The sequence below is a fragment of the Mycobacterium canetti CIPT 140010059 genome, assembly GCF_000253375.1.
In the GTDB taxonomy this organism is placed as follows: Bacteria; Actinomycetota; Actinomycetes; order Mycobacteriales; family Mycobacteriaceae; genus Mycobacterium; species Mycobacterium tuberculosis.
Window position 1 is genome coordinate 1112528 of record NC_015848.1, and the last position, 18291, is coordinate 1130818.

The following is an 18291-nucleotide window of genomic DNA, read 5'->3' on the forward strand; positions in this document are numbered from 1 at the left end:
GAGATGACATCACGCCAACAACGCCTTCAGCTGTGAGCGATCCGGGCTAGACTACCGCCGAAATATCCAACAAAGGACCTACATGAACCGGCAACCCATCGTTCAGCTGAGTAACTTGAGCTGGACATTCCGAGAAGGCGAAACCCGACGACAAGTCCTAGACCACATCACCTTCGATTTCGAGCCCGGTGAGTTTGTCGCGCTGCTGGGGCAAAGTGGAAGTGGTAAAAGCACTTTGCTGAACCTCATCAGTGGCATAGAAAAGCCCACCACAGGTGACGTCACAATTAATGGGTTCGCTATCACTCAGAAAAGCGAGCGAGACCGGACGTTGTTCCGGCGTGATCAGATTGGCATCGTCTTTCAATTTTTCAACCTGATTCCCACTCTTACCGTGTTGGAAAATATTACGCTGCCTCAGGAACTGGCCGGAGTCTCTCAGAGGAAAGCGGCCGTGGTCGCTCGTGACCTTCTCGAAAAAGTGGGCATGGCCGACCGTGAACGCACCTTTCCCGATAAACTCTCCGGCGGAGAACAACAACGGGTCGCTATTTCCAGAGCGTTGGCGCATAATCCCATGCTGGTGTTAGCCGATGAGCCGACCGGCAACCTGGACTCCGATACCGGGGATAAAGTCTTGGATGTTCTGCTTGATCTCACCCGCCAAGCAGGTAAAACCTTAATCATGGCTACGCATAGCCCGTCGATGACGCAGCATGCCGACCGGGTAGTCAACTTACAGGGCGGCAGGTTGATACCTGCCGTGAACCGAGAAAATCAAACCGACCAGCCGGCCAGCACGATCCTATTGCCCACGTCATATGAATGACCAAGCTCCCGTTGCTTATGCACCACTATGGCGCACGGCGTGGCGTCGGCTGCGTCAGCGGCCGTTTCAATATATTCTGCTGGTCCTGGGAATTGCGCTAGGCGTTGCCATGATCGTGGCTATCGATGTATCCAGTAATTCGGCGCAACGTGCCTTCGATCTCTCTGCCGCGGCCATCACCGGAAAATCTACTCACCGGCTGGTCAGTGGCCCCGCCGGGGTGGACCAACAGCTTTATGTCGATCTGCGCCGACACGGGTACGATTTTTCCGCTCCGGTAATCGAAGGCTATGTGTTGGCCCGCGGACTGGGAAACCGAGCTATGCAGTTCATGGGCACCGACCCATTTGCGGAGTCAGCTTTTCGCTCGCCTTTATGGTCCAACCAAAATATCGCCGAGTTGGGTGGCTTTTTGACTCAGCCCAACGGTGTCGTGTTAAGCCGACAAGTGGCACAGAAGTATGGCTTGGCTGTGGGCGATCGCATTGCTCTGCAAGTGAAAGGTGCGCCTACCACGGTAACCCTGGTGGGATTGCTGACACCTGCAGATGAAATTAGCAATCAAAAATTGTCCGACCTTATCATTGCTGATATTTCCACGGCCCAAGAGTTGTTCCATATGCCCGGAAGACTGAGCCACATCGATTTGATCATCAAAGATGAGGCCACTGCAACACGCATCCAACAAAGACTGCCGGCCGGTGTGCGTATGGAAACGTCGGATACCCAACGGGACACCGTCAAACAGATGACGGACGCTTTTACGGTCAATTTAACCGCTCTCAGTTTGATTGCCTTGCTGGTGGGTATCTTTTTAATCTACAATACCGTGACATTTAATGTCGTCCAACGGCGACCGTTTTTCGCCATATTGCGCTGTTTGGGTGTAACCCGAGAGCAGTTATTTTGGCTGATAATGACGGAATCCCTCGTTGCCGGGCTGATTGGTACGGGCTTGGGCCTCTTGATTGGAATTTGGCTCGGCGAAGGCTTGATCGGCCTGGTGACTCAAACCATCAATGATTTCTATTTTGTCATCAATGTTCGCAATGTGTCCGTCTCCGCCGAAAGCTTGTTGAAGGGGCTGATCATCGGCATCTTTGCCGCCATGTTAGCCACACTGCCACCGGCTATAGAAGCGATGCGCACCGTCCCTGCCAGCACATTGCGGCGCTCCTCCCTGGAAAGCAAGATAACCAAGCTCATGCCGTGGTTGTGGGTGGCGTGGTTTGGTTTGGGTAGCTTTGGTGTATTGATGCTGTGGTTGCCGGGCAACAACCTGGTTGTGGCCTTTGTCGGTCTCTTTAGTGTGCTGATTGCCCTGGCGCTTATTGCCCCGCCGCTGACCCGGTTTGTAATGTTGCGCTTAGCTCCTGGCTTAGGACGGCTGCTCGGTCCAATAGGTCGAATGGCGCCACGCAATATTGTGCGCTCGTTGAGTCGCACCTCTATCGCCATCGCCGCCCTGATGATGGCCGTGTCCTTGATGGTAGGCGTCTCCATATCGGTGGGGTCGTTTCGACAGACGCTGGCCAATTGGCTAGAGGTGACTTTGAAGTCGGATGTCTATGTGTCTCCGCCGAGCTTAACATCCGGTCGCCCCAGCGGTAATCTGCCTGTGGATGCCGTCCAGAATATAAGCAAATGGCCAGGAGTGCGTGACGCAGTTATGGCTCGGTATAGCTCCGTTTTTGCCCCGGACTGGGGGCGTGAGGTGGAACTAATGGCGGTGTCGGGTGATATTTCCGACGGCAAGCGACCGTATAGGTGGATCGACGGCAATAAAGACACGCTCTGGCCACGTTTCTTGGCGGGGAAAGGGGTGATGCTATCGGAGCCAATGGTATCGCGACAACACTTGCAGATGCCGCCAAGGCCGATCACGCTAATGACGGATTCGGGGCCACAAACGTTCCCCGTTCTGGCGGTTTTCTCTGACTACACCTCAGATCAAGGTGTGATTTTGATGGATCGCGCCAGTTATCGGGCCCATTGGCAGGATGATGACGTCACGACCATGTTTCTTTTTTTGGCATCGGGTGCGAATAGCGGTGCCTTGATAGATCAACTACAAGCCGCGTTCGCGGGTCGGGAAGACATTGTTATTCAATCGACTCATAGTGTCCGCGAAGCATCAATGGTCATATTTGATCGTAGTTTTACCATTACCATCGCGTTGCAACTGGTGGCCACGGTGGTGGCTTTTATTGGCGTACTGAGCGCGCTGATGAGTTTGGAATTGGACCGGGCTCATGAGTTGGGTGTTTTTCGCGCCATTGGCATGACTACCCGCCAATTATGGAAGCTGATGTTCATTGAGACCGGCCTAATGGGCGGGATGGCCGGCTTGATGGCCTTGCCAACTGGTTGTATTCTAGCGTGGATTCTTGTCCGCATTATCAATGTCCGCTCATTCGGCTGGACCTTGCAGATGCACTTTGAGTCGGCGCATTTTCTTCGAGCCCTGTTGGTAGCGGTGGTGGCCGCCCTGGCGGCGGGTATGTACCCCGCTTGGCGTTTGGGACGGATGACGATTCGCACGGCGATTCGTGAGGAATGACGGTACATGAGAAAAGCAGGATTGACCGGTGTTGTACTGGTTCTGACGCTGACGCTGGTGGCTTTCTGGTGGTGGCAACGTCCGCGAACGAATGCTGTGGCTGCTGACTCTTTAGTTGGCGCTTTGGTCGATGAGAATAACGCCGGATATTCCTTGGCCACAGTGCCGGGAGCCATTCGGTTTCCCCGGGATTTGGGTCCTCATTACGATTACCAGACGGAATGGTGGTATTACACCGGTAATCTGGAAACTGCTGACGGTCGGCTTTTCGGCTACCAGCTTACTTTTTTCCGCAGGGCTCTCGCACCACCCGGCGAGGGGGTCGCCATAGCGGATGCTTCTTCATGGCGCACGACCCAGGTCTATATGGCCCACTTCGCGATAAGTGATATTTCGAACAGGGGCTTTTATCCGGCTGAGAAATTCAGTCGGCAGGCGTTGGGTTTGGCTGGTGCTAGCTCGGAGCCGTATGCGGTGTGGCTAGACGATTGGTATGCGCGTGAATCCAACAACAATTCGGTGCAATTGTTTGCTCGAACTCAGAACACGGTGTTGGATTTGACATTGACGCAAACGCTGCCGCCTATCTTGCAAGGAAATGCTGGGTTAAGTGTGAAAGGCGCGCAACCGGGAAACGCGTCCAACTACTACTCGTTAGTTCGTCAAGAATCGCGGGGCACTGTGAGTGTTAATGGCGACACATTCATGGTTAGTGGTTTGAGCTGGAAAGATCATGAGTACATGACCAGTGCGCTGGCCCCTGAAGATGTGGGTTGGGATTGGTTCGGGCTCCAATTCTACAATGGCACCGCTTTGATGCTTTTTCAGATTCGACAGGCGGATGGGAGTGTGACCCGATTTTCCAGCGGTACCTTTGTTGCCGGGGATGGTGGCGTGATCCCTCTCGAGTCGTCCGATTTCCGCATCAAGACGACTGATCGTTGGACCAGTGACCAGAGTGGCGCCACCTACCCGATTGCATGGGAAATCGAAATTGAACGGATAGGTTTGACGCTGCGCGGGGCCGCATTAATGGCTAATCAAGAACTGCGGTTATCGAGGACTTACTGGGAAGGGGCGGTTGCCCTTGAGGGTCGTTATCAAGGAATGCCGATCAGTGGTCGGGGATACGTTGAAATGACCGGCTATGTACAACGGCTGTCTTGAAGTCGGGTAATTGCCGGTGATTCTTGGTTTAGAGGCTCTCGAATTGTCGTCGGGCAGTTGTGATATCGCTGCAAACCCTAGAGTACTTATTCGTCGTTGTGTCAACAGGTAGGTGCTGGGGTGTGTCGCTAGTCGCACGCAGATACCGCGTGGTCGATCAATGTCGCAAGGGCTCGGCGAGGTTGGCGGTCAGGCAAATAGGGGAGCTCCTCTCGCGCCTGTGCGGCATAGGCGGCTACCACATTCTTGGCCTTTCCTATGCCCGGTGAGCAACGCAGCAGTGTGAGGGCTTCGGCGACGTGGTCGTCGTGGATCGGTCCGGCCAGCAACTCACGCAGCCGGCTTGTGTCGGGTGTCTGCTCACGCAGCGCGTAGAGCATCGGCAGCGTGTGGACAGCTTGGCCAAGGTCGGCGCCCGATAGCGTAGCGGAGTCACCGGAGATGGCGATGATGTCGCGCGAGATCTCAAACGCAGCACCAATCATGCGCCCCAAGCGCGCTACGCGGCGGATCTGCTCTTCGGCGGCGCCGGAGAGTGCCGCTCCGAGCTGTCCGGATGCTGCGATGAGAGAGCCGGTCTTCTCGTGCACGACTCGGAGGTAATGCTCGATCGTGTCGATATGCGAGGCGGGGCCCCGGGTCGCGCGCATCTGCCCGGTGATCAGCTCGGCGAACGCCTCGGCGATGACCGCGAAGGCCTCGGGGTCCAGCCGCGAGGCTAGCTGTGAGGCCGTCGCGAATCGGTAGTCACCGGCGAGGATTGCGAAGTTGTTGGTCCAGCGTGTGTTGTCGCTAGGTGTCTTGCGGCTCATGTCGGACTCATCCACGACTCTGTCGTGACAAAGCGTCCCCAGGTGCATCAACTCGATGGCTGCCCCCGCGACCGTGACCTCCCATCCGTCGGGGTCGGAGCCCAGTTGCGCCGCAAGCACCGTGAAAAGCGGTCTAAACGGGGTGCCGCCGGCGTCGACAAGGTGCGCCACCGTGTCGCGCATAACCTCGTCGGCCTGGGAGAGTTCGCTATTGATCAGCTCTGTAATCCGGGCAATCCCGTCGTGGACGTTGGCGGTGAATTGCGGGTCACCCAGGCTGACTGCCGGGATCATGCTCGTGGCCGTAGGCATGCGCACAACATTGACACGTGTACAAGATAAGGTATGGCGTGTTCAGTGCAGGGTCAGCGTCACCGTCTGACCCAGCGCCGCACCGGCTACCGTATTGGCCAGCCGGGCTGGCAGCGCCACCAAAACGACCCGGTCACTATCAGCCGCCTGGGCCTTCTGCTGGGCCGAGACCAGGACCACGATGGCGTCGGTGGCCAAGAGCCGTAGAGCTGCCGGCGAATCGGTTACCGGCGCGGCCAGCACGTCGACCACATCCCCGACCCGAACAAGGTCGACCAAAGCGCTGTCAGCCAGATGCAGCGGCACGATGCGGGCGTCCGGGCCGGCAGTCGACTCGGCCAACCGGCTGCCCAGTAAACGCACGTCGGTGAGCACCTCGCCACGGCGTGTCGGGCTGGCCAGCGTCGAACCCACCACTGCGTCCAGGTCAGCTTGCGACCCGTCGGGAAGCGTGGTGGCCGAACGTTTTTCCAGCCTGACATCACCGGGAGTCAATGCGGTACCGGGGCGCAGATCGTGCGCGGCCACCACCACCTCGGCGCGATCATCCTCTGGATTGGACCGCAGCGCCGCAACGCCGGCCAGCATGACCAGCCCGGCCGCGGCGAAGCGCCGGGCCCGCACGGTCCGGGTCCAGTCCGGGCGCAAAAACGCCGATATTCGGCTGACCAGGCTCGGATTCAGGGAGGATTCCGCCACACCGCAAACGGTAGGCGCAGCGCCGTGCTAGGCAGCGCCGGTCAGAAATCCCCTTGTGGATAACCTCTCAACTCAGACGGCCGCGGCGGCGGTTGTGGAGCTGGTTGACTTCTCGGTTGACCCCGAAGCCTTGCTTTCACTCGAGCCAGAACTCCCCGAACTCCCCGAACTCTTCGTCGACTCGCTGGTCGAGGATCCGTTGGTCTGGCTCTTGGACTTCTTGCCCGACTCGCGGCTGTCGGTGCGGTAGAAGCCGGTGCCTTTGAACACCACGCCGACCGCATTGAACAGCTTGCGCAGCCGGCCAGAACACCGCTCGCACGTGGTCAGCGCATCGTCGGTGAAGGCCTGCACAACATCGAAGCGGTTGGCGCACTGGGTGCACTCGTAGCTGTAGGTTGGCACAAGAACCTCCGGAAATGTCACTCGGCGTTAGCACTCTACCGTCTCAAGTGCTAGAACCGCTAGGTGAGTTCCGTCATTCCCCGCACGGCAGCGCGATCAGCCCGCGCTCCGGTGTGAGCGCATGAGTCATGGGTACGTCGTGCGGCTCCGACGGCAACACGTCGACCAGTTCGACAGTGCGCACCACCGCGACTAGACGAGCGTGCGGGTCGCGGCACCGCAGCGAGCGATCGTAGAAGCCGCGACCTCGGCCCAGTCGCACGCCCTGGCGGTCGACAGCCAGCGCCGGCACCAGCACCAAGCTGGCCTGCGCCAGCGCGGCTTCCGGCAGCCAAGGTTCGGGTGGTTCGAGCAGTCCCCAGCGTGCGCGCGCGAGTCCGCCGGCACGGTACTCGCCCCACCGCAACGGCAACGGGAGGTCACCGCCGGCGGTGCGCGCCACCGGCAACAGCACTCGCCCCGCGCGGCGCAGCAACACATCCAACATCTCGATTGACCCCGGCTCGCCGCCTACCGGCACATACGCGCAGACGGTGCTGTCGCTGGTGACCATGCGCTCCAGGTGTCCACGCAACATCCGGGCCTCGGCGGCGCGCACGTCGTCGGCAACGCGGCGTCGGGCCGCCAGGAGCTGGTCGCGCAACGCCGACTTGCTCGCGATCGCCATGTCCTCAACGATGACACAGCCCCGGCCGTCCCGCGCGAGCGCCGGGACAGCGCCAACGAAGAGGCGGGCAATCAGCACGCTGCGGGTTATCGTGTGAACGATGTCACGCCCAGAAGTACTAACGCCGTTCACGGCAATCGTCCCGGCAGCCGGCCTGGGTACGCGCTTTCTGCCGGCCACCAAGACGGTGCCCAAGGAGCTGCTGCCCGTCGTCGACACTCCCGGTATCGAGCTGGTGGCCGCCGAGGCGGCCGCGGCCGGTGCCGAACGGCTGGTGATCGTCACCTCCGAGGGTAAGGACGGGGTGGTCGCGCATTTCGTGGAAGACCTGGTGCTGGAGGGCACGCTCGAGGCCCGAGGCAAGATCGCCATGCTGGCCAAGGTGCGTCGCGCCCCGGCACTGATCAAGGTCGAATCCGTGGTGCAGGCCGAGCCGCTGGGACTGGGACACGCCATCGGCTGTGTGGAGCCGACGCTGTCGCCCGACGAAGACGCTGTCGCGGTGCTGCTGCCTGACGACCTGGTGCTGCCGACCGGCGTCCTGGAGACGATGTCGAAGGTGCGAGCCAGCAGGGGCGGCACCGTGCTGTGTGCTATCGAGGTGGCGCGCGAGGAGATCAGTGCCTACGGGGTTTTCGATGTCGAGCCGGTCCCCGATGGTGACTACACCGACGATCCCAACGTGCTGAAGGTCAGGGGCATGGTCGAAAAGCCCAAGGCCGAAACGGCGCCGTCGAGGTATGCGGCGGCCGGCCGCTACGTTCTAGACCGTGCCATCTTCGATGCGTTACGCCGCATCGACCGGGGTGCAGGCGGTGAAGTGCAGCTCACCGATGCGATCGCGCTGCTGATTGCCGAGGGCCATCCCGTCCATGTCGTCGTCCACCAAGGGTCCCGACACGACCTGGGAAATCCGGGCGGGTACCTCAAGGCTGCGGTTGACTTTGCATTGGATCGTGACGACTACGGCCCGGACTTGCGGCGATGGTTGGTGGCGCGACTGGGTCTGACAGAGCAGTAGCCTGGCGACGATACGGCACGGACGGTTCCGGGGTGGGGGATGCCCGGCCCCATGGCTCGACGGAAAGGCGGGCGCTGTGCGTTCTGTGGAGGAGCAGCAGGCTCGGATATCGGCCGCTGCGGTAGCCCCGAGGCCGATACGCGTTGCGATCGCCGAGGCGCAGGGATTGATGTGCGCCGAAGAAGTGGTCACCGAACGTCCAATGCCCGGTTTTGATCAGGCCGCCATCGACGGCTACGCGGTGCGCAGTGTCGATGTGGCCGGTGTCGGTGATACCGGTGGTGTCCAAGTCTTTGCCGACCACGGCGATCTTGACGGTCGCGACGTGCTGACCCTACCGGTGATGGGAACCATCGAAGCCGGAGCGCGCACCCTGAGCAGGTTGCAGCCTCGCCAAGCGGTCCGGGTGCAGACCGGCGCGCCGCTTCCCACCCTGGCCGATGCGGTCCTGCCGTTGCGGTGGACCGATGGCGGAATGTCTCGGGTGCGGGTGCTGCGCGGGGCGCCGTCGGGCGCCTACGTGCGGCGTGCGGGCGACGACGTGCAGCCCGGTGATGTGGCGGTGCGCGCGGGGACGATCATCGGCGCAGCCCAGGTGGGGTTGCTGGCGGCGGTCGGCCGTGAACGGGTGCTGGTGCACCCTCGTCCGCGGCTGTCGGTGATGGCCGTCGGGGGCGAGTTGGTCGACATCTCGCGGACCCCGGGCAACGGGCAGGTTTATGACGTCAACTCCTATGCCTTGGCTGCGGCGGGCCGGGATGCCGGTGCGGAGGTGAACCGGGTTGGCATCGTCAGCAACGACCCTACGGAACTTGGCGAAATCGTCGAGGGCCAGCTCAATCGGGCTGAGGTCGTGGTGATCGCCGGCGGGGTGGGCGGTGCGGCGGCAGAAGCGGTCAGGTCGGTGCTTTCCGAGCTCGGTGAGATGGAGGTCGTGCGGGTCGCCATGCATCCGGGATCCGTGCAGGGCTTCGGACAGCTCGGCCGTGATGGTGTACCGACCTTTCTGCTGCCGGCCAACCCGGTCAGCGCCCTGGTGGTCTTCGAGGTGATGGTTCGGCCGCTGATCCGGCTGTCGCTGGGTAAACGGCATCCGATGCGACGGATCGTGTCGGCGCGCACGCTGTCGCCGATCACGTCGGTGGCCGGGCGCAAGGGCTACCTGCGTGGCCAGTTGATGCGTGATCAGGACAGCGGCGAGTACCTGGTGCAGGCGCTGGGCGGCGCTCCGGGGGGGTCATCGCACCTGCTCGCGACGCTTGCCGAAGCGAACTGTCTGGTTGTGGTTCCCACCGGGGCCGAGCAGATTCGCACGGGTGAGATCGTGGATGTCGCCTTCCTGGCTCAGCACGGCTGAGCCGAACCACGGCGACTCTGGTGAACTTATGGCGCTCGAATCCCCGGCATCCGGGATGGCCGATGGCCGTCGGGCCGCTGCGGGTCTCGGCAGGCGTGATTCGGCTGCGGCCGGTGCGGATGCGTGACGGCGTGCATTGGAGCCGGATCCGGTTGGCCGACCGTGCACATCTTGAGCCGTGGGAGCCCAGCGCGGACGGCGAGTGGACCGTCCGGCACACGGTTGCTGCCTGGCCGGCGGTGTGTTCGGGTCTGCGTTCGGAGGCTCGCAACGGCCGCATGCTGCCGTACGTGATCGAGCTGGATGGGCAGTTCTGCGGCCAGTTGACCATCGGCAATGTCACCCACGGGGCCTTGCGGTCGGCCTGGATCGGCTATTGGGTACCAAGCGCGGCCACTGGCGGAGGGGTGGCCACCGGAGCGTTGGCGTTGGGTCTCGACCACTGCTTCGGTCCGGTCATGCTGCATCGAGTCGAGGCCACCGTGCGCCCGGAGAATGCGGCCAGTCGCGCCGTGCTGGCAAAGGTTGGCTTCCGCGAGGAGGGGCTGTTGCGCCGTTACCTTGAGGTTGACCGGGCATGGCGAGACCATCTGTTGATGGCGATCACCGTCGAAGAGGTTTACGGGTCGGTGGCCTCGACGCTGGTCCGTGCCGGGCATGCCAGCTGGCCCTAACGCGGAATCGCAACCAAACTGTGACTGGCGCGACACGTGTGGCGTGTGGTGCTTGTGAGAGATGAATTACAGGTGTGTAATTGCCCTGGGCGCTTTGACCCGGCCGCGCTGGCCAACGATGGGGCCTCGCGGGGATCGGAACCGAAGAGAGCAGGTCATCATGCCAAGCATCCCGCAGTCGTTGTTGTGGATATCGCTCGTGGTGCTCTGGCTGTTCGTGCTGGTTCCCATGCTGATCAGCAAACGTGATGCCGTTCGGCGCACCAGTGATGTGGCTTTGGCGACTCGGGTACTCAACGGTGGCGCTGGTGCGCGCCTGCTCAAGCGAGGTGGTCCCGCCGCGGGACATCGCTGGGGGTACCTCCCGCCCGAAGGGCAGGGGGACGACCCGGACTGGAAGCCGGAGGAAGACTGGCGCGACGACCCGGTCGAGGACGGGTTCGCCGACGTCGAGCATGACATCGACGAGGACCAGGAGGCCGACGATGCGCGCCGTCGGGGTGCGGCTGTCATGAAGGTTGCCGCTCCGCAGACCGCAGGTGCCGACGAGCCGGACTACTTAGACGTCGATGTGGTCGAAGAAGACTCGGAGGCGCTTCCGGTGGGGGCTGGCGCTGCGGTCGGCGAGGCCGCCGACGAGGCCGATGCCGAAGCTGCTGACGGAGTTGCGGGCCACGCCGACCCGGAGGCCGACCCGGTCGAATACGAATACGAATACGTCGAGGACACCTGCGGTTTGGAGCTCGAGGAGGACGACCAGGAAGCGCCACCGACCGTCGCATCCGGCACGTCACGGCGGCGCCGATTCGACACCAAGACCGCCGCCGCGGTCAGCGCCCGCAAGTACACCTTCCGCAAACGTGCGTTGATCGTGATGGCGGTGATCCTGGTTGGCTCTGCCGCCGCGGCCTTCGAGCTGACCCCGGTCGCGTGGTGGATCTGTGGTAGCGCCACCGGTGTGACGGTGCTCTACCTGGCATATTTGCGTCGGCAAACCCGCATCGAGGAGAAGGTGCGTCGGCGGCGGATGCAGCGGATCGCGCGGGCGCGGCTCGGTGTACAGAACACCCGTGACCGCGAGTACGACGTGGTGCCGTCGCGGCTGCGCCGTCCGGGCGCGGTGGTCCTGGAGATCGACGACGAGGACCCGATCTTCACGCACCTGGAGAGCGCGGCCCCGATACGGAACTACGGCTGGCCCAGGGACCTGCCCCGGGCGGTGGGTCAGTAGGGCGCGCAGTTCGGCCATCGGCGCCGCTGCTGGTAGCCTGCTACCGATCAGGGGCTATGGCGCAGTTGGTAGCGCGACTCGTTCGCATCGAGTAGGTCAGGGGTTCGAATCCCCTTAGCTCCACCATCTAATGAGTAGCCATCGGCAGCCTCGTTGGCTGTGCCGCCGCGGACGTGGTTGAGACGGCGAGCACAGCCCTCGGGGCAATCCTGGCAGGTCGCAATGCGGTGGTGCCGCCACGGTGTCCACGTCGAGGCGCCGGCCTTGTGGTACCGGTAAAGTGCTGTGGCGACCGCGATCTGGCGCGAAGCCTGATGAAGATCGAATATTCGGCTGAATATTCGCTAAGACATGTGTGGCGGCGTCCGATCCTGTCACAACCTGCCCCTAGGGTCGGTGCATGAGCACGAAATACTACCTGCAGAAGGTCCCTGTCGAAGCCGTCCAGCCGGGCTTTTCGCTGGCCATTCCACACGATGGCGACTATCGCCTTTTCCAGGTCGACTGCACGCAAATGTGCCAGCGAAGTGGCCAGCCGGTGATGATCAGACTCATGTCGGAGTCCGTCGATGGTGGCCAGCCGTGGGTCTTGGAATATGAAGCGGGCACGGCGGTAATCCGGCTTCTCGGTGTTTGCCAGGCCGCTTCGTAGGGTGGCGTGTGCTCGCTAACCGGGCTTGGCGGCGGCTACAAACGGCAACGCGCGTTGTGTCTACTGCTCGACGTCCACTAGCCCGGCCGACCGAGACAGGTTGACGAAGGCATTCCGGTCAAACATCGTGAGTCCGATGTTGCCGGCGGCGGCGTTCGGCGCGTAGCGCATCGGCGGGCATTGGCCGGCATAGCTAGTGTGGATCGTGATCCGCCCGGCTGGCCGCAGCACTCGCACCTTCTCGCGGGCGATCCGGAACGGTTCCGGCATCAGCTACGGCGCGCCGAAACAACAAACAGCATCGAATGTTTCGTCGCCGAATGGCACCATGCGGGCGTGGCCGCGGATATGACACGTCCGTGGCCCACGGTTGTCCAGGGCGGTGCTGGTCAGCGTCGGCGCAGAGATGTCGAACCCGACCGCAAGACCCCCGTCCGGTGGATGTCCGGACAGCGGCTCAGTGAAATTACCTGGCCCACAACCGATATCGAGCACTCTGTGGGCGCGGCCGAGGTGCAGAGACACCGCGGCGCGGTGCCGCTCGGTTCGGGTGGTGATGCGGCTGGCAAGGTGGAAGGAGGCCGGACGCCACAACCGTTCGTACAACCGTAAGCTGGGCTTGGCGCCGGGCCGGATTGGACGGGATAGCCGAATTGACCGGCGCACGAGTCGAAGATCTTGCGGGGATGGACGTCTTTCAGGGATGTCCGGCCGAGGGTCTGGTGTCATTGGCGGCGAGCGTTCAGCCGTTGCGGGCCGCTGCCGGCCAGGTGCTGCTGCGGCAGGGCGAGCCGGCGGTTTCGTTTCTGCTTATCTCGTCGGGTAGCGCAGAAGTCAGCCATGTTGGCGACGATGGTGTTGCGATCATCGCTCGGGCGCTGCCGGGCATGATCGTCGGCGAAATCGCGCTGCTGCGCGATAGCCCGCGCAGCGCGACGGTCACCACCATCGAGCCGCTGACCGGCTGGACGGGTGGCCGCGGCGCTTTCGCCACAATGGTGCACATCCCCGGGGTCGGTGAGCGATTGCTGCGCACCGCCAGGCAGCGTCTCGCCGCCTTCGTCTCCCCGATTCCGGTACGGCTTGCCGACGGGACTCAAGTGATGCTACGCCCCGTGCTGCCCGGTGACCGCGAGCGGACCGTGCACGGACACATCCAGTTCTCCGGCGAGACGCTGTATCGACGGTTCATGTCGGCTCGTGTTCCCAGTCCGGCGTTGATGCACTACCTGTCGGAAGTCGACTACGTCGACCACTTCGTCTGGGTGGTGACCGACGGAAGCGACCCCGTAGCCGACGCGCGTTTTGTGCGGGATGAAACCGATCCGACGGTCGCCGAGATCGCGTTCACGGTTGCCGACGCGTATCAGGGCAGGGGGATTGGAAGCTTTCTCATCGGTGCGTTGTCCGTGGCCGCCCGGGTCGACGGCGTCGAAAGGTTTGCCGCGCGCATGCTTTCCGACAATGTGCCGATGCGAACGATCATGGACCGCTACGGGGCGGTGTGGCAGCGCGAGGACGTCGGAGTCATCACCACCATGATCGATGTGCCGGGTCCGGGTGAGCTGAGCTTGGGGCGCGAGATGGTCGACCAGATCAACCGGGTAGCCCGGCAAGTGATCGAGGCCGTCGGCTGATCACCGACCCCGGGTCGGTGCGTCCGCCGCTGGCACCGCAGTTCGCCGCTGATCTGCTCGTCAAAACGGTGTCGACGTTGCGCAGCTCAGGGGCTGCGTTGGGTAGATTGACCACGATGCGCAAGGCGGTACTGGCAGTCGGATCGGTGTGCTGGCTTGTCGGCTGCTCATCAGGGGCCAGCTCCACCACCGCCTCGACCGGCGACATCGCCAAGGTGGCCGAAGTGAAGTCGGGCTTTGGACCTGAATACACCGTCACCGATGTCACTCCCAGGGCCATCGATCCCGGGTTCTTTTCCGCCCGCAAACTGCCCGACGGGCTGAGTTTCGATCCGGCGAACTGTGCGCAAGTGGCGGCCGGGCCCCAGCTGCCGACCGGGTTGCAGGGCAACATGGCCGCCGTCTCCGCCGAGGGCAACGGCAACCGGTTCGTCGTGATCGCGGTGGAGACGTCCCAGCCGCTGCCGGCCCCCAGCCCCGGGAAAGACTGCAGCAAGGTGACTTTTTCCGGGACGCAGCTGCGGGGCGGCATCGAGGTGGTCGATGTGCCGCACATCGACGGGACACAGACGCTGGGCGTGCATCGCGTGTTGCAGGCGGTCGTCGGCGGGTCAGCGCGCACCGGCGAGCTCTATGACTATTCCGCTCGGTTCGGGGACTACCAGGTGATTGTCATCGCCAATCCACTGGTAATCCCTGGACGGCCGGTTGCGCGGGTCGATACGCAACGCGCCCGCGATCTGCTCGTACAGGCGGTGGCCGCGGTCCGGGGTTGACCGAGTTAGCGGACGTCGCGCGGCCGGAACTGGATGCTCACGCGCGGACCCGTCGGCGCCGATGTCTTGGGCACCGCATGCTCGAAGGTGCGTTGACACGATCCGCCCATCACCAATAGATCGCCATGCGCCAACGGCAGTCGCAACGATGGACCGCGGCCACGCGGCCGCAGCGCGAAGACGCGGGTGGCGCCGAGGCTGACGATCGCCACCATAGTGTCCTCAGTGCTGCCGCGACCAATGGTGTCGCCATGCCAGGCGACGCTGTCAGAGCCGTCGCGGTAGTAGCACAGCCCGGCGGTGGTGAAGGGCTCACCCAGTTCGCCGCCGTAGATGTCGTTGAGCCGCCGGCGCATCCGCGCCAGCTGCGGATGCGGCGGATCTTCGATGGTCAGGTCGTGAAAACTCACCAGCCGCGGCACATCGACCACCCGGTCGTACATCTGACGGCGCTCGGCTCGCCACGGCACCGTCGACAACAACGCGTCCAGCAGTTCTTCGCCGCCGGTCAGCCAGCCCGAACGGATGTCGATAAAGGCTCCGTCGCCGAGCTGTCTTCGCTCGTTGTGCTCGAAGAGCGCGCCTTGAACCGCGATCGCCACGCCGCCAAGCTTATCGCACATTCGTTCGATGGCGCCGCCCCGGCTACGGTTTGACCTGTGGGTGTCGAATTGGGGTCAAATTCCGAGGTCGGCGCGCTAAGAGTGGTCATCCTGCACCGCCCGGGGGCCGAACTGCGCCGGCTCACACCGCGCAACACCGACCAGCTGCTGTTCGACGGCCTGCCCTGGGTATCCCGCGCGCAGGACGAGCACGACGAATTCGCCGAGCTGCTGGCTTCCCGCGGTGCGGAAGTGCTGTTGCTGTCGGACCTGTTGACTGAGGCACTACATCACAGCGGGGCCGCCCGCATGCAGGGGATCGCCGCTGCCGTCGACGCACCGCGGCTGGGACTGCCGCTGGCGCAAGAGCTTTCGGCCTACCTGCGTAGTCTCGACCCAGGCAGGTTGGCGCATGTGCTGACGGCCGGCATGACCTTCAACGAGCTCCCGTCGGACACGCGGACCGACGTGTCGTTGGTGTTGCGTATGCACCATGGCGGAGACTTCGTCATTGAGCCGTTGCCGAACCTGGTGTTCACCCGCGACTCGTCGATATGGATCGGGCCGCGGGTGGTGATCCCGTCGCTGGCATTACGGGCACGGGTGCGCGAAGCGTCGCTGACCGACCTCATCTATGCTCATCACCCGCGGTTCACCGGTGTGCGGCGTGCCTATGAATCGCGCACCGCTCCGGTCGAGGGTGGCGACGTGTTGTTGCTCGCCCCGGGTGTGGTCGCTGTCGGAGTGGGCGAGCGGACTACACCAGCAGGCGCGGAAGCATTGGCGCGCAGCCTTTTTGACGATGATCTTGCGCATACCGTGCTCGCCGTGCCGATCGCTCAGCAGCGCGCGCAAATGCATCTGGACACGGTGTGCACGATGGTCGACACCGATACGATGGTGATGTACGCCAACGTTGTCGACACGCTCGAGGCGTTCACGATCCAGCGCACACCTGATGGCGTGACCATCGGCGATGCGGCCCCGTTTGCGGAGGCGGCTGCCAAGGCGATGGGAATCGACAAGCTGCGGGTAATTCATACCGGAATGGACCCCGTCGTCGCTGAACGCGAACAGTGGGACGACGGCAACAACACGTTGGCGTTGGCGCCCGGTGTCGTTGTCGCCTACGAGCGCAACGTACAGACCAACGCCCGCCTGCAGGACGCGGGCATCGAAGTGCTTACCATCGCCGGCTCCGAATTGGGTACCGGCCGTGGCGGGCCCCGCTGCATGTCCTGTCCGGCCGCCCGCGATCCGCTTTAGGAGTGGCGATTTCGGCGCCTGGCGGCGCCGCAGATCACCGCCAGCTGGGCAGCCAGATCTCCAGGTTCCAGGTCTGTTGTGAGATTGGCAGACCGGTGAGCACCGGATACAGCCACGCAAAGTTCGTCACGACGAGGGCCACGTAGCAGCAGACGACGATCAGCCCCAGTGTGCGTCGTTCGGAGCCCTGACCGGGGTGATAGAGGATATCGCCGAGAACCAGCGAAATGCCCATCACCAGAAATGGCGCCATGGTCGCTGCGTAGAAGAAGTACATCTGCCGGTCGATGTCGGCGAACCACGGCAGCCAACCGGCGCAATAGCCGACCAGGACCACCGCATAACGCCAGTCCCGGCGCACAAACATACGCCACCCCGCGTATGCCAGGACTGGCACCGCCAGCCACCACATCGCGGGCGTGCCGACCAGCATCTCGGCCTTGACGCACGACTGTGCGCCGCAGCCTGCAACGTCTTGCTGGTCGATGGCGTACAGCACCGGCCGCAACGACATGGGCCAGGTCCACGGTTTGGATTCCCAAGGGTGGTAGTTGCCTGCGGAATTCGTCAGGCCCGCGTGGAAGTGGAACGCTTTGGCGGTGTAGTGCCAGAGCGAGCGCACGGCGTCGGGCAGCGGAACAACCGAGTTGCGACCGACCGCTTGACCGACCGCATGCCGATCGATCGCGGTCTCGGACGCGAACCACGGAGCGTAGGTGGCCAGATAGACCGCGAACGGGATCAACCCCAGCGCATACCCGCTGGGAAGCACGTCACGCCGCACTGTCCCCAGCCACGGTCTTTGCACTTGGTACTGACGTCGCGCCGCCACGTCGAACGCCAGCGCCATCGCGCCGAAGAACAGCACGAAGTACACGCCGGACCACTTGGTGGCGCAAGCCAATCCCAGCAGCACCCCGGCGCCGAACCGCCACCAGCGCACACCCACCCGCGGTCCCCACACGGTGGCGGCGCTGCGGCCGGCCAGCAGAGCGATGTGCATCCGTTCGCGAACCTGATCGCGGTCGACGATGAGCGCGCCGAACGCCGCGACGACGAAGAACGTCAAGAAGCCGTCCAGCAGCGCGGTCCGCGCGGTGACGAAGCTGACCCCGTCGCAGATCAGCAGCACTCCGGCGATGGCGCCGACCAATGTCGACCGGCTGATCCGCCGCACGATCCGCACCACCAGCGCCACCAGGACCACACCCAGCAGGGCGCCGGTGAACCGCCAGCCGAATCCGTTGTAACCGAAGATGGCCTCCCCGATCGCGATCAGCTGCTTACCGACCGGCGGGTGAACCACCAGGCCGTACCCGGGGTTGTCTTCCACCCCATGGTTGTTCAGCACCTGCCAGGCCTGGGGTGCGTAATGCTTCTCGTCGAAGATGGGGGTGCCGGCATCGGTCAGCGAGCCCAGGTTCAGGAACCGGGTCACCGTGGCCAGCAGCGTGATCAGGCCGGTCACGATCCAGCCGCGTAACCGGTCCAGGGGCCCGAAATCCGCGACCGGCACCAGCGGGCCGGGGCTGACGACGGGTACCACAGGCTCCTCGGGGCGGTCCTTGGCCAGGACACAGGATTCTGGGGGCCGGGCGGTCATCGGTGTCGATCGTAGGCTGTC

At 63.1% G+C, this 18291-nt stretch carries 19 protein-coding genes, 1 tRNA gene and 1 pseudogene; 13 read left to right on the forward strand and 8 right to left on the reverse strand.

Features of this window, described 5'->3' with window-relative positions; genetic code table 11:
* Positions 1 to 82 precede the first annotated feature (82 nt).
* Genes MCAN_RS05185 through MCAN_RS05195 form a run of 3 tightly spaced genes read left to right on the forward strand, consistent with a single transcriptional unit; the run spans position 83 to position 4556 of the window.
* Positions 83 to 829 carry an ABC transporter ATP-binding protein gene (locus MCAN_RS05185; RefSeq protein WP_014000542.1) on the forward strand — a complete coding sequence of 249 codons (747 nt, stop codon included), beginning with the start codon at positions 83 to 85 and terminating at the stop codon, positions 827 to 829.
* On the forward strand, positions 822 to 3389 hold the full coding sequence (locus tag MCAN_RS05190) for an ABC transporter permease (RefSeq protein ID WP_014000543.1): 2568 nt from the start codon (positions 822 to 824) through the stop codon (positions 3387 to 3389). Before MCAN_RS05185 ends, MCAN_RS05190 begins: the two co-directional genes overlap by 8 nt.
* 6 nt (positions 3390 to 3395) lie before the next feature.
* Complete coding sequence (locus MCAN_RS05195) at positions 3396 to 4556, forward strand: lipocalin-like domain-containing protein (RefSeq protein WP_014000544.1); 1161 nt, start codon at positions 3396 to 3398, stop codon at positions 4554 to 4556.
* Between the two features lie 128 nt (positions 4557 to 4684).
* On the opposite strand, the gene grcC is transcribed toward MCAN_RS05195, so the two are convergent.
* From grcC to MCAN_RS05215, 4 genes are all read right to left on the reverse strand, one after another.
* On the reverse strand, positions 4685 to 5662 hold the full coding sequence (grcC, locus tag MCAN_RS05200; RefSeq protein WP_014000545.1) for a polyprenyl-diphosphate synthase GrcC: 978 nt from the start codon (positions 5660 to 5662) through the stop codon (positions 4685 to 4687).
* 60 nt (positions 5663 to 5722) lie between these two features.
* Positions 5723 to 6379, reverse strand: coding sequence for an SAF domain-containing protein (locus tag MCAN_RS05205; protein ID WP_003405138.1), 657 nt, complete (start codon positions 6377 to 6379; stop codon positions 5723 to 5725).
* A 72-nt stretch (positions 6380 to 6451) separates the two neighbouring features.
* Positions 6452 to 6784, reverse strand: a complete 333-nt coding sequence (locus MCAN_RS05210) for an FmdB family zinc ribbon protein (RefSeq protein ID WP_003405142.1) — start codon at positions 6782 to 6784, stop codon at positions 6452 to 6454.
* 73 nt (positions 6785 to 6857) lie between these two features.
* Complete coding sequence (locus tag MCAN_RS05215; RefSeq protein ID WP_003405144.1) at positions 6858 to 7451, reverse strand: 5-formyltetrahydrofolate cyclo-ligase; 594 nt, start codon at positions 7449 to 7451, stop codon at positions 6858 to 6860.
* A gap of 100 nt (positions 7452 to 7551) precedes the next feature.
* Here MCAN_RS05215 and MCAN_RS05220 point away from each other — a divergent pair, with 100 nt between their 5' ends.
* From MCAN_RS05220 to MCAN_RS05245, 6 genes are all read left to right on the forward strand, one after another.
* Positions 7552 to 8472, forward strand: a complete 921-nt coding sequence (locus MCAN_RS05220) for a UTP--glucose-1-phosphate uridylyltransferase (protein WP_003405145.1) — start codon at positions 7552 to 7554, stop codon at positions 8470 to 8472.
* Between the two features lie 76 nt (positions 8473 to 8548).
* On the forward strand, positions 8549 to 9829 hold the full coding sequence (gene glp, locus MCAN_RS05225; protein ID WP_014000546.1) for a molybdotransferase-like divisome protein Glp: 1281 nt from the start codon (positions 8549 to 8551) through the stop codon (positions 9827 to 9829).
* Between the two features lie 20 nt (positions 9830 to 9849).
* Positions 9850 to 10503, forward strand: a complete 654-nt coding sequence (locus MCAN_RS05230; protein ID WP_003898681.1) for a GNAT family N-acetyltransferase — start codon at positions 9850 to 9852, stop codon at positions 10501 to 10503.
* 160 nt (positions 10504 to 10663) lie between these two features.
* The gene (gene sepX / locus MCAN_RS05235) at positions 10664 to 11734 is read left to right on the forward strand and encodes a divisome protein SepX/GlpR (RefSeq protein ID WP_014000547.1); all 1071 of its coding nucleotides are present in this window, start codon (positions 10664 to 10666) and stop codon (positions 11732 to 11734) included.
* Positions 11735 to 11784: 50 nt separating this feature from the next.
* Positions 11785 to 11860 (forward strand) — tRNA-Ala (locus MCAN_RS05240).
* Positions 11861 to 12134: 274 nt separating this feature from the next.
* Positions 12135 to 12386 carry a hypothetical protein gene (locus tag MCAN_RS05245; protein ID WP_003405150.1) on the forward strand — a complete coding sequence of 84 codons (252 nt, stop codon included), beginning with the start codon at positions 12135 to 12137 and terminating at the stop codon, positions 12384 to 12386.
* Positions 12387 to 12446: 60 nt separating this feature from the next.
* Here the strand turns inward: MCAN_RS05245 and MCAN_RS05250 are convergent, their stop codons facing one another.
* Entirely contained in the window at positions 12447 to 12656 is a 210-nt protein-coding gene (locus MCAN_RS05250) for a hypothetical protein (RefSeq protein WP_003405160.1), read from the reverse strand.
* Positions 12657 to 12659: 3 nt separating this feature from the next.
* Entirely contained in the window at positions 12660 to 13115 is a 456-nt protein-coding gene (locus MCAN_RS05255) for a class I SAM-dependent methyltransferase (protein ID WP_015287975.1), read from the reverse strand.
* Between MCAN_RS05255 and MCAN_RS05260 the strand changes: the two genes are divergently transcribed.
* The 3 genes and pseudogenes from MCAN_RS05260 (at position 13022) to MCAN_RS05265 (ending at position 14799) form a co-directional block, all read left to right on the forward strand.
* A complete protein-coding gene (locus MCAN_RS05260) occupies positions 13022 to 14023 on the forward strand; it encodes a GNAT family N-acetyltransferase (RefSeq protein ID WP_014000549.1) in 1002 nt (333 codons plus the stop codon). The two genes, MCAN_RS05255 and MCAN_RS05260, sit on opposite strands and share 94 nt — an antisense overlap.
* Positions 14020 to 14109: pseudogene (locus tag MCAN_RS22915) on the forward strand (DUF5642 family protein); the annotation flags it as partial. The gene MCAN_RS05260 and the pseudogene MCAN_RS22915, both read left to right, overlap by 4 nt.
* A 30-nt stretch (positions 14110 to 14139) precedes the next feature.
* Positions 14140 to 14799, forward strand: coding sequence for a DUF5642 family protein (locus MCAN_RS05265; RefSeq protein ID WP_003911352.1), 660 nt, complete (start codon positions 14140 to 14142; stop codon positions 14797 to 14799).
* 5 nt (positions 14800 to 14804) lie between these two features.
* Here MCAN_RS05265 and MCAN_RS05270 read toward each other — a convergent pair whose 3' ends face one another.
* The gene (locus tag MCAN_RS05270) at positions 14805 to 15401 is read right to left on the reverse strand and encodes an alpha-ketoglutarate-dependent dioxygenase AlkB (protein ID WP_003913180.1); all 597 of its coding nucleotides are present in this window, start codon (positions 15399 to 15401) and stop codon (positions 14805 to 14807) included.
* Positions 15402 to 15458: 57 nt separating this feature from the next.
* On the opposite strand from MCAN_RS05270, the gene arcA reads away from it, so the two are divergent.
* Positions 15459 to 16667 carry an arginine deiminase gene (arcA, locus tag MCAN_RS05275; RefSeq protein WP_003405169.1) on the forward strand — a complete coding sequence of 403 codons (1209 nt, stop codon included), beginning with the start codon at positions 15459 to 15461 and terminating at the stop codon, positions 16665 to 16667.
* 34 nt (positions 16668 to 16701) lie between these two features.
* On the opposite strand, the gene MCAN_RS05280 is transcribed toward arcA, so the two are convergent.
* The gene (locus MCAN_RS05280; RefSeq protein WP_003901066.1) at positions 16702 to 18213 is read right to left on the reverse strand and encodes a dolichyl-phosphate-mannose--protein mannosyltransferase; all 1512 of its coding nucleotides are present in this window, start codon (positions 18211 to 18213) and stop codon (positions 16702 to 16704) included.
* Positions 18214 to 18291: the final 78 nt, after the last annotated feature.